Below are 12,973 nucleotides of genomic sequence, written 5' to 3'. Positions count from 1 at the left end.
CAACGCTGACAGATATCTGTCGGCGTTAAGTCCATTCTTCTGTTAAGGAGGATAGCCTATCAAAGCCTCAACTAGGCAACGTCGGATTATTGAGCTGCTGCTTGAGCAGAAGCATGAAATAACCGCAGCGGATATCGCATCTATCGTCGGCGCAAGTACGAGAACGATCCATCGCGAGCTTAGCGATATGGAGCCTCTTCTTGCGGCTAACGGTATTCTACTTCATAAAATTGCGGGCCTTGGCATTCGGGTCGAAGCTAGCAACGATGCGCTCGAGCGTTTCAAGCAATCGTTTGACCGGTCAGACTCGCTGGAATATTCGGCCGAGGAACGTAAAATCCTTATTTTTTGCAGTCTGCTGGAGCACGATGAGCCTGTAAAGCTGTTCTCGCTCGCCCATGAGCTGCGCGTGACGATGCCGACCATCAGCCATGATCTCGATGAGCTGGAAGAGTCCATCGTCAAACAAGGCCTAACGCTAGTAAGGCGCAGAGGCTACGGCGTTGAAATTGTCGGGCCCGAGGAAGCGAAGCGCCATGCGGTCAGCTTGCTCGCGATAAACCATCTTGACGATTCCGAGTTATTCGGGCAGTTCGCCGACTTGGCGGTTTCGAATCCGATTACCGCGCAATTGCTGGATATGATCGGCAAAGAAAACTTTAAGAAGCTAGAGCAGGCGTTATGGGAGCTGAGCGATGATTGGTCGAATACGCTATCCGAATCGGATTACACCAGGTTGCTGATCAAGCTGTCCGTTGCGTTAACTCGGATCGGGCACGGCTGCGTAATTCCAGCGGACCGCACCAATAAGAGCGAGGTTATCCCTTTGCTGCAAGGCCTGTTGGATATTCTTAATATACAGCTTCCGATACAGGAACAAGCTTACCTTTCCCATTTGCTTGATCAAGAAGCTTTCCCGGAAAGCAGCCTGTTGATCCACCATGACGACATGCCGACGATCGAGGGAGTGAAGCTGCTCATCCTCCGCGTAGAGGCGCAGCTGCAAATGTCGCTAACCCATGACCGTTCCTTGGAGGAAGGCCTCATTCAGCATATAAAGCCGGCTTTTCAGAGAATCAAAGACGGCATTGCTATCCGCAATCCAATGCTCGCTCCCATCAAGAAGGATTACAGCGCGCTGTTTTCCATCGTGCGGAGCGCCGTGCAAGAGATTTATCAGAAGATTAAAGTGCCAGACGAGGAGATCGGCTATATCGTCATGCATTTTGGCGCTTCCTTGGAGAGATTGAAGCCTTTTCCCAGAAAAGTAAGAGCTGTCCTCGTCTGCACGAGCGGTATCGGCTCCTCCAAGCTTCTAGCTGTAAAAATCGCCAAGGAGCTTCCGCAAATCGAGCTCATCGGCCATTATTCATGGTTCGAAGCGAGAAGGCTCCCGCCCAGCCGCTATGATCTTATTATTTCAACGGTTGATTTGCCGCTGGAGCCGGATCGTTACATCAAGCTAAGTCCGATGCTCACGCCCGAAGAAACCAACAAGCTTCGCTCGTATATTGAGGGAACCACATTAAAGAAGATCAGCTCTGCCGCTGCCGCCGAGACCGATGCGTCCGGTCATTCGCCTATGGATCGTTTGCTTCTGCTGCAGCTATATTCCGGTATCGTGCTGCGGCTGCTTGACGGCTTCCGCGTGCATGACCTGACACTGGAGCAAGGCCAAGCGCATTTGGAGCAGCAGCTTCCGGCTATGCTTTCCTTAATCGGCGAGACGTCTATCGACACGCATTTAACGAAAATCAGCGAGCAGCTGATCGCTAGGGAACGACAAGGAAGCTTGGTCATTCCCGATACCGAGCTCGCTTTGCTTCATACGCGAAGCGAATGGGTCGAAGCGCCTTTGCTCGCTTTGTATAGATTCGATACACCGTTGCAGCTGAGCGGGGAAGAAGCTGATGCGGCTCAGGCTTCGCAGGCGCTCATGATGCTCGGCCCGCTGAAGCTCGACACGTACAGCTTGGAGCTGCTGAGCGAGATAAGCGCCATGCTTCTTCTCCCCGAGCTGTTGACCGTACTGGTGCATGGCAATGCGGCAAGCATTAAGCTGTTTATCTCCAAAAAGCTGGAGCATTATATAAAAACAAAATTGGATTGGAGAGAATCATAATGACTATTCTATCTACAAACAAAGTAAAGCTGAACGTTAGCGTCAAAGACAAATACGAGGCGATCCGCCTTGTCGGGCAAATGCTCGTTGACGCAGGTCATGCGCCTGCTGAATATATCGATAAAATGATCGAACGCGAGGAGTCGCTGTCCACTTATATCGGCGGAGGCCTGGCCATGCCTCACGGCACGAATGAATCGAAGGCGCTAATTAAATCAACGGGCATGGCTGTCATTATTGTGCCGTCAGGCGTGGATTTCGGCGGCGAGGAGCCGGCACAATTAGTTATCGGCTTGGCCGCGGTCGGCGACGATCACCTGGATATTTTGACAAGCGTAGCCATGCTCGTATCCGAGGAAGATGACATGCAGCGTATATTGAACGCTTCTTCGGAAGAAGAGCTAATCGCTATTTTTGAATCGGGGATGGAATCATGAAGGCCGTTCACTTTGGAGCAGGCAATATCGGAAGAGGCTTTATCGGAGCGCTTCTGCATGATGCCGGCTACGAGATTTGTTTTGTCGATGTGAACGACAAGCTTGTATCGGAGCTGAAGGAAAAAGGGCAATATTCGGTGAAGCTCGCCAACGAGCAAGCAGATACCTATTTGATCGATCACATTAACGCCATTGACGGCAAGGATACCGCATTGGTCGCGGAGACGATTGCGGATGCCGATATCGTTACGACGGCGGTTGGCGTATCAATTCTCAAGCATATCGCAGCCGCTATCGCTAAAGGGATCACGCTGCGCGCGGCTGGCGGAAAAGCCGTTCTTCCCATTATTGCCTGCGAGAACGCGCTGGGCGGCAGCACGATTTTGAAGCAATTCGTTTATGAGCATCTATCGGCGGAGGAGCAGGCGCAGGCTGATCAACAGATCGCTTTCCCCGACGCTGCCGTAGACCGTATCGTGCCGCTGCAGCAGCATGAGGACGCGCTTCAGGTGACGGTTGAGCCCTTTTACGAGTGGACGGTGGAACGCTCTCCCCTGCTGGACCCGCTGACCGAGATCGAAGGCGTGCATTACGTCGATCAGCTCGAGCCTTATATTGAGCGGAAGCTTTTCACGGTGAATACAGGCCACTGCGTTGCGGCGTATCACGGTTATTTGAGGGGCTATACGACGATACAGGAAGCGATGAAGGACACAGCGGTTGTTGCCGAGGTAAAAGGCGCGCTGCTTGAGTCGGGAGCCGCGCTTGTTCAAGCCTATCAATTCGACGAGAAAGAGCATGCCCAGTATGTCGAGCAAATTTTGGAACGCTTTATCAACCCTTATTTGGTAGACGAGATTGCAAGAATCGGCCGTTCGCCGATCCGCAAGCTTTCTCCGAACGACCGCTTGGTAAGACCGGCCTTATTAGCTTATGGATACGGAATACCCGTTACTCATTTGACCGCTGCAATGGCAGCTGCCTTATATTTTGATTATAAAGACGATCCCGAATCCGTTGAGCTGCAAGCCTCCTTGCAAGAGAATGGCCTGCATGCCACGCTTGCCAAATATACCGGTTTAGACGAAAAGCACCCGCTTCATATGCAAGCCGCAAAGCAGTACAGCGAGCTGGAGCAATCGCTCAGACAGGCAGAGAAAGGAATGAGTTTATGATGTCGCTAAAAGGCATAGCAGCTTCGCCGGGCATCGCCATCGCTCGCGCTTTTTTCATAGCTGCTGAACGCTTCGTTCCAGCTCGGCAGACCGTCTCGGACAGCTCGGCGGAAGTCGAGCGGTTTCGCCAAGCCGTGACAGTCGCACGGGACGAGATCGAGGCGATTCGCGCCTCGGCGGAGGAACGCTTCGGGGCCGAAAAAGCCGAGATTTTCGAAGGGCATCTCATGATCCTGGAGGACCCGGATTTTATTGAAGCGATCGAGCAAAAAGTTGCTGATGATGCCATAAACGCCGAGTTCGCGCTGCATGAGGTAGCATTATCTTTTATCGAGCTGCTGCAGTCGATGTCGGATGAATTGCTGCGCGGGCGCGCAATCGATATCGAGGATGTCTCCGGCAGGATTATGAGCCACTTGCGCGGCGTTCCGCATATGGACCTAGCAGGCATGTCCGAGGAATGTATTATCATTGCCCGGGATTTGACGCCGTCGGATACGGCTCAGCTCAATTTGGAGTACGTGCGCGGTTTCATTACCGAGGTTGGCAGCCGCACTTCGCATTCCGCCATTATGGCGCGGTCGCTGGAGGTTCCCGCAATCGTCGGGATCGGCCAAACGATTCACGATATACCCGAGCAGGCTATCGTTATTCTCGATGCGAATCAAGGTGTCGTTATTGTCGATCCATCTGCGGATGAGCTGGCTTCCTATCGGGTGAAGAAGCAGATGGATGATCAGCGTAGAACGGAATTAAGCTTGCTGAAAGACCAGCCTACGCTATCGAAGGATGGCAAGCAGGTCGAACTAGCGGCAAATATCGGCAAGCTTGAGGATATTCAGCGGGCAATCGATAATGGCGCGGAGGGAATTGGTCTTTTCCGCACCGAGTTCTTATATATGGGACGCAGCTCCCTCCCTACCGAGGAGGAGCAGTTTACCAGCTACAAATATGCGCTTGAGAAAATGAACCCGAAGCCCGTCGTGATCAGAACGCTCGATATCGGCGGCGACAAGGAGCTTCCTTACATGGAGCTGCCGAAGGAAAGCAATCCGTTCCTTGGACAGCGCGCGCTACGGCTATGCCTGGATAGACAGGACCTGTTCCGCACGCAGCTGCGGGCCCTGCTTCGCGCAAGCCGCTACGGAAATTTAAAAATTATGTTTCCGATGATCGCCGTGCTGGAAGAGCTGCTCGAGGCTAAGCGCCTGCTCGAAGAAGAGAAACAGAAGCTTGTTGCCGAGGGCGTCCAGCTTGCGGAGAACATTGAAATCGGAATGATGGTCGAAATTCCCGCAGCAGCAGTGGCGGCAGACCTATTCGCGCCCGAGGTTGATTTCTTCAGCATCGGCACGAACGACTTGATCCAGTATACAATGGCGGCAGACCGCATGAATGAAAACGTATCTTACCTGTACCAGCCATGGCATCCCTCCTTGCTGCGTCTTATCCGTTTCGTTATTCAAGCGGCGGAGAAAGAAGGCAAATGGGTTGGCATGTGCGGCGAGATGGCTGGCGATGAGACAGCCATCCCTTTGCTTCTGGGACTAGGCCTGCATGAATTCAGCATGAGCGCAGGCTCGATCCTGCAAGCGAGAGAGCTGATCGGCGGGCTGGACCAAGCAGAATGGGCGGCGCTCGCTAATCAGGCGCTGACTATGCGCAGCACATCGGAAATTACACAATTTGTAGAACGCACAAGAAACGGAGTGATTCATAATGGTAAGTAAAACCTTCACGATTCTAAACCCTACAGGCTTCCATGTACGTCCGTCCAAAACCTTCGTACAAATGGCCAGCACATTCCCATGCAAGGTGAATGTTATTAATAAAGGCAAAAAGGTAAACGGAAAAAGCTCGCTGAGCATGCTCACGCTCGGCATCGCAGCAAACGAAGAAGTCACCCTGGAGATTGATGGCGAGCAGGAAGAGCAGGCTCTCGAAACGCTCGGCAAACTGCTTACGGAAATCCACGAATAATGAACGTTTAATCCAAAAGGCTGTCCCATTAGGCAAAATGCCTGCGGGACAGCCTTTTGGTTTCTATGATTCTTGTATCAGCGTCAACATCAACGTTAGCATTAGCATTAATTCTGACACTAACGCCGACATCGAAACCAACACCTACATCTATATCCACATCAACTTAAAATCCAACATCTACTTCATCACTTCATCATCAACTCTAACTCCGACTCCAGTAGCTACACAAACATCAACATCAATTCTAATCCAAACCCCTACTCCTACCCCAACACCAACACCAGTCTAACCCCGACTCCGACCCCAACTAACTAATTCTACTGCACTTTCTACAACAGAAACCTGACATCACACCCAACCAAATGAGCTACATTGCAGAAAGTACAACAGAATTCCCCCAACACGCTACAAAGTACCTCCGTGACTTACTTTCTGTTGCAGAAACTACATTGTAGCGAAGGAGTTGGCGACGAAGCTCGAATTACATTGTACAAACTACAGCGTAGGTGCAAGGAGATAGCTCTTGAATTGAGAAAAAGTTACTTTTACGTCAACGCGGGCAATAGCAAATGCGACTTCGACTTCAATTGTGACAGCATAGCAACAGCACCAGTAACCAGCTGCAGCAACTCTCACTAAACAAAACACCAACACCAACACTAAGTCTAACCCCGACTAACTAATTCTACTGCACTTTCTACAACAGAAACCTGACATCGAACCCAACCAAATGAGCTACATCGCAGAAAATACGTAAGCGTCAAACCCAGCCCACCTTTAACGTCCAATCCATTCGTGAGAAAATGGGCCTACCTAAATCAAGGAGGCTATCTCATGGACAAACACCAACGCTTGCAAGAGTGGATCGCTAGAATCGAAATGGTGTGTCCGTGCGCCTCGCACCAGGCAGGGGATGAATGTTCGTTTGTTTTTGCGAACCGGGTAAGTCGGCGTAGTCCAAGTCGTATCTATGGCTTTATCGGACTGGTCGCATGGGTCCGCCGATCGTTCTGTACGACTACCAGCCAACGCGCGGCGGTGAGCATCCTCGGAATTTTTTGAAGGGATTCAGCGGTTACTTGCATGTGGACGGTTACCCCGACTACCACAAAGTACAAAGCGTCAAGCTGGTTGGCTGCTTTGCGCATGCGCGTCGCAAGTTCGATGAAGCGCTAAAAGCACTGCCGCCCTCCCAAGACAAAACCGGAACGGTCGCCCATCAGGGATTGCAATTCTGCAATCAGCTCTTTGCCATTGAGCGTGAGCGGAAAGACAAGGCGACAGAAGAACGTTACAGGATCCGCCAGGAGCAAAGTCGCCCTGTTTTGGATGCTTATTTAGCATGGCTTCGTCAAGAGCGATCCCGCACATTACCGAAGAGCAAACTGGGAGAGGCTATCGGATACAGCTTGAACCAATGGGACAAGCTAACGGCGTTCTTAGAGGACGGGCGGCTCGAGATCGATAATAATCGAAGTGAACGAGCGATTAAGCCGTTTGTCATTGGAAGAAAGAACTGGCTATTTGCCAATACGCCTCGCGGCGCTAAGGCAAGTAGCATCATCTATAGTGTAATGGAAACAGCAAAAGAAAACGGGTTGAATCCGTTCAAGTATCTGGTGTATTTGTTCGAGCAACTCCCGCAGCTATCCGATCCTAAAAACCCGGAAGCGCTGGACAAACTATTACCTTGGTCAACATCGCTACCACTGAGTTGTCGCGTGTTTAAATCTTAATCCAGCTTATTTTAGCCCTCATCTTGGTGACAAGGTGTGGGCTATTTGACGCATACTCCGCAACCAAAAGAAGACTGAAAGCAATGTGTATCGTATTGGATCAGGATGGCCGCGCATATTCCCGGAGATCCTCTGTAGAAACCCGCTGCCTATACTTCTCCAAGACTTCGTGGGGAATATCCCGGAACAAATCGTTCGGAAGCTCCAAATTGCGAATTGTTCGAGGATGTTTCGACATAATTTTTGGGTCCGGCAGCCCATTTCCTGTAAGTTATAGAAATGATAGAGTGTCTTATAACGGTAATTTTGGTAGTATTTACATATTTATCATCAAAACGGAGGTGGTGGTGAACAGAGTAAATTGCTCCGTTACGTGTTTTCAAAAACTTAGGCTAGAGATGAGATGCCTAGTGATCGCTGTATTCGAAACTGATCCCAGTGCTATTTCGAAAAGCTGGTGAGAATTCCTTGTACCAGTAGCTTCCGATTTCTTTAACTTTTATCGGAGAGAACAATCAATCCTCAGAAAGACAGTATACAGGCTTGTCTATAAAATTTGCCTGTAAATATTTAAATAATGAAAGGATGTTTACTATGAAGACAAAAAGGTTTTTAGGTTTTCTCTTGGCTTTGAGTATGATTTTCTCTTTTGTTACTGTTGCCAGTGCAGAGGAAAATAAAGCTGAAAAAATAGGAACTGCCCCCTCTGGCTTGAAAGTTTTAACCCCTGCAGAAAACGATAAATATTTTAGTAGCCTATCCGAAAATGAAAAGGCGAAAATAAACGAAAAAATTCGGAGTGCTGAGAAAGTTGCAGAAGAACATGCGACTCAAGCTCGCACATTAGCAGCAACTAAGATTTCAATACCGGGTACGTTCACTATGTATCAGCAAACTCAAAGTTATTACTGCTCTCCAGCAGTTACAAAGAGTATTGTGCAATATCTTGCTGGATCATCTGATAGCCAAGCTACGATAGCAAGTAAATTGGGAACCACAACCGGCGGCACAGATCCTACAAAGGTTCCGGCATACTTGAATAGTAAGCAAAGTACAGTGAATTATATTTATTCTGCAAATCCAAGTCAAACATCTCTGCTCACTAGTTTATATCACGATGTTGTAACCATGGATTCGCCGGGGTCGGTGGGGATTTCAAATTCGACTGGAGCAAATTGGCATTATGCAACAAATGGTCACCATTTGGCGGTTAACGCAATATATGACGACAAGTCTAAAGTCCAATTCGCCGATCCACTTGGCGGAACACAATCTGGATGGCCATATTATTATGAAAAAACAGCAGCTGTCACTAGCTCTGTTACTATTCGCGTAATTTGGTAAAATTCACAAATCAAGAGGTGTTTGTTAAGCAAACACCTCTTAATTTCAAGTGAAATGGCTTTTTCGAAAAGGAAGGGTTAGTTTGAAAAAAATAATAGGTTTGCTTGGCTTGGCTTTTATAATGATTCTATGTAGCTGTGATGACAATTCCGAAAACAAAAAAATCGATTCTAAACAAACAACTACCGCAAACACCGCAAGCACTTCGATTTCAAATGAAACAATTTCGATTTATGACATTAACAATGCAAAAATCGGAGCAATTGAACGTTATGGTGTCTTAGTGCTAACCGATGACAGCATTATTTACAATAAGATTCCGACTGGGTCTGTTGACTCGATAACCGCTATGGATTATTATCGTTACATTTTTAAAACAAAAGAAAATATAAAATTGGGTACAGTTAAAAATTGGTCATACGAAGCTAAGTATAATACAACAGTCATTGGTAACTCTTTATACATGTTTGTCACAACTGGTGACATATCGGATATTGAAAACAGAACGCTTCATCTTTATAAAGTGGACTTAATCAGTAATACTATGTCAGTTATTTTTTCTGAAAAAGGTGGATTTCCCTACAACACCATGACAGCTGTGGGAAATAAACTGTTAATGGTTAGAGTAATCGCTACCGGCGGTTCTGAGTTAGAAGAATATAACACAGAAACGAACGAGAGAAAGATTCTAAAGAAATTTGATTTTGATGACAAAGCAAATATAGGAGAAGCTATCCGACAGATAACATCTGACGAAAATACAATTTCATTATTACGGTTGAAAATAGAATCAGGTGGTAAATCACGGTTGTACCTGGATGTATACGACCATGATATGAGTTTCCTGCGTTCTGTTGATGTGTCAACGATTCCATCTAATTCTACCGACACGCCCGAGAGTGAATTACGTCAAGGAGTATCAAATTTTGTCGTTGCAAAAGATTATATCTACTATGCGAATTTTAGCATTACAAGATTTTTAGGAAAAATTGAAAATGACTCCCTACGCTCTATTATGGGTGTTAATCCAGAATTTGAAATGTCTTCAGAATCTGTAAAAAGCAAATTTTCGGGTTTATTTTATCAATCGTTCAGCAAAGAAAATGACTTATATCTACTAAATTACACAGACGGCACGCTGAGAAAAACAACGTTTAATGTTGATGATGAAAGGTATTATATTATCAACATTTCGAGAAATACTAATGACAATCTCTTAATTACAATGAGATATAAAAACCCCGACACTGGAGAGGGACTTGTGCCAAGATTATACTATGTTAATTTGTCAGATTTGGAATTTTCATAGGGTCACTCCCTATATTCTTGTTGAACTTGTCGAGGATACGGAGCAGCGCTACTTCGTTCTGATGCATAAAGGAGTTATCGTTCGATACGGAGCCGCTTGGGGCTGCCGGAGCATGTACGAATTTCCATCGGCACGCCGGAGAAAAATAATATACTGCTTCAGCGCTTCAACTGATCCTTCAGAAAAGTGATTACGAATAGACCAGACCATCCCAGACGTCTTGTCTAGGATAGTTTCTTGTTAAACTGCCCTTTAGTTGAGCACCGTTTCCGTTAATGGAACTTCAACGTCTTTATCCTATCAATATACAAAAAGTGAGGGCTGTTTTCTTCGGAGGACGGCTCTTTTGCGTTCTTGTAGAAATGAATCTATTTCCTAATTCCCCGCTCTGACAGCGCGTACGACGGATACGGATGAACCACGTTTTATTTTTAAAGCCAATATTTCAATTGTTCGACAGAGCATTCATTTATGTTGCACCAAGCTTTCATTTCGGGACTTGAACCCTAGAGATAGCCCCCATGCTGGGCGCACAACAAAAAGAACAGCGAATACATTCGCTGTTCTCCTTGATAAAATCCAGCTTTTAGACGGACGCCGCTGCCGGCTGCTCCACTAAGCTGTCGTTTTTCATTTTGCGATGAGATAACGTAAAGTAAGCGTAAGATAATATCGCGAACAAGAACGCAATCCCTCCCAGAGTCGCAATATATCTGCCCATGGAGCTGTAATCGCCGCTCGATACGATATCTCTAAACCCTGCCACCGCATAAGTCATTGGCAGGAACGGCGATATTTTTTGCAGCCAGCCGGGTACGAGCTCGATTGGGAACGTGCCTGCGGAGCTCGTAAGTTGGAAAATCAACAGAATAACTGCAATAAAGCGGCCTGGATTGCCCATGGATGCAACCAAGAATTGAATGATCATCATGAACGTAATGCTAGTTAAGATCGAGTAAAACAAGAACAGACCTACGCTCTGCACCTCAAGCTTGAGCACAAACAGCAGTGCCGCGTCAGCAATGAGCGCCTGTATGATGCCGATAAGCGATAACGTAAGCGCCTTGCTCCAGAACCAGCTCCAACCGCTAACCGGAAGAACCGCCGGCTCGCGTACGGAATATACGATGGTCAGCAGCATTGCTCCGACAAATAATCCAAGCGACAGAAAGTAAGGAGCAAGCCCCGTACCATAATTGTCGACCTCCGTCATTTTCTCCACATCAAGCTTAACGGGATCCGAAAACATATCTACCATCGTATCGGTCAGCTTCAAATCCGCTGTTTGGTCTGAGGCCTCGCCCAGCTTGCCGGACAGCTCTTGCGTGCCGTCCTCCAGCTTCAGCAAACCGGAAGCAACCTGCTGTGCGCCATCCTCCAGCTTAACCGTGCCATCCACGAATGGCGTTACGTTAGCGGATAGCTGCGAAAGTCCTGCAGCCAGCGTGGATGCTCCGCCATTAAGCTGCTTTGCTCCGGCTGCAAGCTTGGATGCTCCGCCGCTCGCTTCCGTCAGCTTAGCGCCAAACTGCGACATCCCGCTTGCAAACTTCTCAGATCCGGCCACTACCTGCTCTCCGCCTGCTCCCAGCTGCTTGCCGGCTGCCGCCGCCTCCTGCGCTTTCTTGTCAAAAGCTCCAAGACCGTCCGAGACCTTCACGAGCCCCTCGTTCAGCTTGCCCGCTCCGTCACTCAGCTGCGTCTGGCCAGCCGAGGACTTCTCCAAGCCCGCTGCCAGCTCCCGGCTAGCTTTCAGCAACGACGCAAAACTCTCGCTCTCCGCCAGTTCCGGATTCGCCTGACCCAGCTGCGCCAGCCCATTCGCGAGCTGCGCCGCACCTGCCTTCAGCTGCTCTTCGCCCGCAGCCGACTCCTTAAGACCGCCCGCCAGCTGCCCTGCCGCCTGCTGCGCGTCCAATGCACCCTCCGCCAGCTGTCCGCTAGCTTCGGCCAGCTGCTGCAAGCCGTCACTCAGCTTCACCGCTCCGGCCCCAAGCGAACCCGCGCCGTCGCCAAGCGATGCTGCTCCCGCGCCTAGCTGCTGCTGCGCGGCCTGAAGCTGCGCCAGGCCGCTTGCCAAGCTCGATGTGCCTGCGCTTAGCTCGGCACTTCCCTTGCCTACCGCCGCGCCGCCGTCATTCAGCTTGGCGACACCCTCCTGCAGCGTCATCGATCCGCTGACGAGCTTTGCAAGATTTTGCTCGATGAGCACTGCTCCATCCTTCGCTTTCGTTGTGCCGTCGGCGATTTCGCCGGCACCGTCGCTTGCTTGGCCGATTCCGTCCACGAGCTCTTCCATCTGCTCGAAGACCGTTCGCGTATAAGCAGCCGTCACCTCTTGGCCAAGCTCAACCTTCATCGTGTCAACCGCCTTGCTGCCGATCTGCGAGGCTAAAAAGTTGTAGCTTTCGTTAGACAAATACGTCAGCTGCGCAGGCGTCGGGTTATCCGATGTCAGCGACGTTGTTTTCTCCGAGAAATCGGAAGGGATTTCAATCGCCATGTAATAGCTGTGATCCTCGATACCGGCCTCCGCCTCTGCCATGCTCACGAAATGCCATTCAAACTTTTCGTTTTCTTTTAACTGTTCCTCGAAATCATCGCCAATATGCATCATTTCATCGTTATACTCATAACCCTTATCCGCATTCACGATCGCGACGGGCATTTTATCCAAATGTCCGTAAGGATCCCAGAAGGCTCCCAAAAACATCGAAGAATACATAAGCGGAATCATCAGCACTCCGATCACTGAAATCAACAGCATCTTATTGCGGGCAATCCCGGAAAGCTCCTCACCAAACTGTTTTAATCCTCTGAACTTCAACGCGTCCACTCTCCTCGTTACTAATTGACCATTTCTGTCA

Annotated in this window: 8 protein-coding genes and 2 pseudogenes; 9 read left to right on the top strand and 1 reads right to left on the bottom strand. The window is 48.9% G+C overall.

All coding sequences use genetic code 11. From position 1 onward, the window contains the following. Positions 1-58: 58 nt before the first annotated feature. From ACN6MW_RS15865 to ACN6MW_RS15825, 9 genes and pseudogenes are all read left to right on the top strand, one after another. Positions 59-142, top strand: a pseudogene (locus ACN6MW_RS15865) (hypothetical protein); the annotation flags it as partial. Between the two features lie 45 nt (positions 143-187). After that, positions 188-2,122 (top strand): BglG family transcription antiterminator, encoded by a 1,935-nt coding sequence (locus tag ACN6MW_RS15860; RefSeq protein ID WP_419876198.1) that lies wholly within the window; start codon positions 188-190, stop codon positions 2,120-2,122. After that, the gene (locus tag ACN6MW_RS15855) at positions 2,122-2,559 is read left to right on the top strand and encodes a PTS sugar transporter subunit IIA (RefSeq protein ID WP_419876197.1); all 438 of its coding nucleotides are present in this window, start codon (positions 2,122-2,124) and stop codon (positions 2,557-2,559) included. The genes ACN6MW_RS15860 and ACN6MW_RS15855 overlap by 1 nt, the downstream gene beginning before the upstream one ends. Beyond that, positions 2,556-3,734, top strand: coding sequence for a mannitol-1-phosphate 5-dehydrogenase (locus ACN6MW_RS15850; protein ID WP_419876196.1), 1,179 nt, complete (start codon positions 2,556-2,558; stop codon positions 3,732-3,734). The genes ACN6MW_RS15855 and ACN6MW_RS15850 overlap by 4 nt, the downstream gene beginning before the upstream one ends. Further along, positions 3,731-5,464 carry a phosphoenolpyruvate--protein phosphotransferase gene (ptsP, locus tag ACN6MW_RS15845; RefSeq protein WP_419876195.1) on the top strand — a complete coding sequence of 578 codons (1,734 nt, stop codon included), beginning with the start codon at positions 3,731-3,733 and terminating at the stop codon, positions 5,462-5,464. Before ACN6MW_RS15850 ends, ptsP begins: the two co-directional genes overlap by 4 nt. Next, complete coding sequence (locus ACN6MW_RS15840; protein ID WP_419876194.1) at positions 5,454-5,714, top strand: HPr family phosphocarrier protein; 261 nt, start codon at positions 5,454-5,456, stop codon at positions 5,712-5,714. The genes ptsP and ACN6MW_RS15840 overlap by 11 nt, the downstream gene beginning before the upstream one ends. Positions 5,715-6,652: 938 nt before the next feature. Further along, positions 6,653-7,453, top strand: a pseudogene (tnpC, locus tag ACN6MW_RS15835) (IS66 family transposase); the annotation flags it as partial. A gap of 594 nt (positions 7,454-8,047) precedes the next feature. Continuing rightward, a complete protein-coding gene (locus tag ACN6MW_RS15830; protein ID WP_419876193.1) occupies positions 8,048-8,797 on the top strand; it encodes a C39 family peptidase in 750 nt (249 codons plus the stop codon). 82 nt (positions 8,798-8,879) lie between these two features. Further along, positions 8,880-10,106 (top strand): hypothetical protein, encoded by a 1,227-nt coding sequence (locus ACN6MW_RS15825; protein ID WP_419876192.1) that lies wholly within the window; start codon positions 8,880-8,882, stop codon positions 10,104-10,106. A gap of 586 nt (positions 10,107-10,692) precedes the next feature. Here ACN6MW_RS15825 and ACN6MW_RS15820 read toward each other — a convergent pair. Further along, complete coding sequence (locus ACN6MW_RS15820; protein ID WP_419876191.1) at positions 10,693-12,933, bottom strand: YhgE/Pip family protein; 2,241 nt, start codon at positions 12,931-12,933, stop codon at positions 10,693-10,695. Positions 12,934-12,973: the final 40 nt, after the last annotated feature.

Source organism: Pristimantibacillus sp. PTI5 (assembly GCF_048572955.1).
Lineage (GTDB): Bacteria > Bacillota > Bacilli > Paenibacillales > Paenibacillaceae > Pristimantibacillus.
The sequence above is the reverse complement of the archived record's forward strand: the minus strand, read 5'-3'. Positions and strand labels throughout refer to the sequence as shown.

Coding starts and splice junctions, on each gene's coding strand:
- ACN6MW_RS15860 (WP_419876198.1), top strand. CDS start 188: ATGGAGCCTCTTCTTGCGGCTAACGGTATTCTACTTCATAAAATTGCG.
- ACN6MW_RS15855 (WP_419876197.1), top strand. CDS start 2,122: ATGACTATTCTATCTACAAACAAAGTAAAGCTGAACGTTAGCGTCAAA.
- ACN6MW_RS15850 (WP_419876196.1), top strand. CDS start 2,556: ATGAAGGCCGTTCACTTTGGAGCAGGCAATATCGGAAGAGGCTTTATC.
- ptsP (WP_419876195.1), top strand. CDS start 3,731: ATGATGTCGCTAAAAGGCATAGCAGCTTCGCCGGGCATCGCCATCGCT.
- ACN6MW_RS15840 (WP_419876194.1), top strand. CDS start 5,454: ATGGTAAGTAAAACCTTCACGATTCTAAACCCTACAGGCTTCCATGTA.
- ACN6MW_RS15830 (WP_419876193.1), top strand. CDS start 8,048: ATGAAGACAAAAAGGTTTTTAGGTTTTCTCTTGGCTTTGAGTATGATT.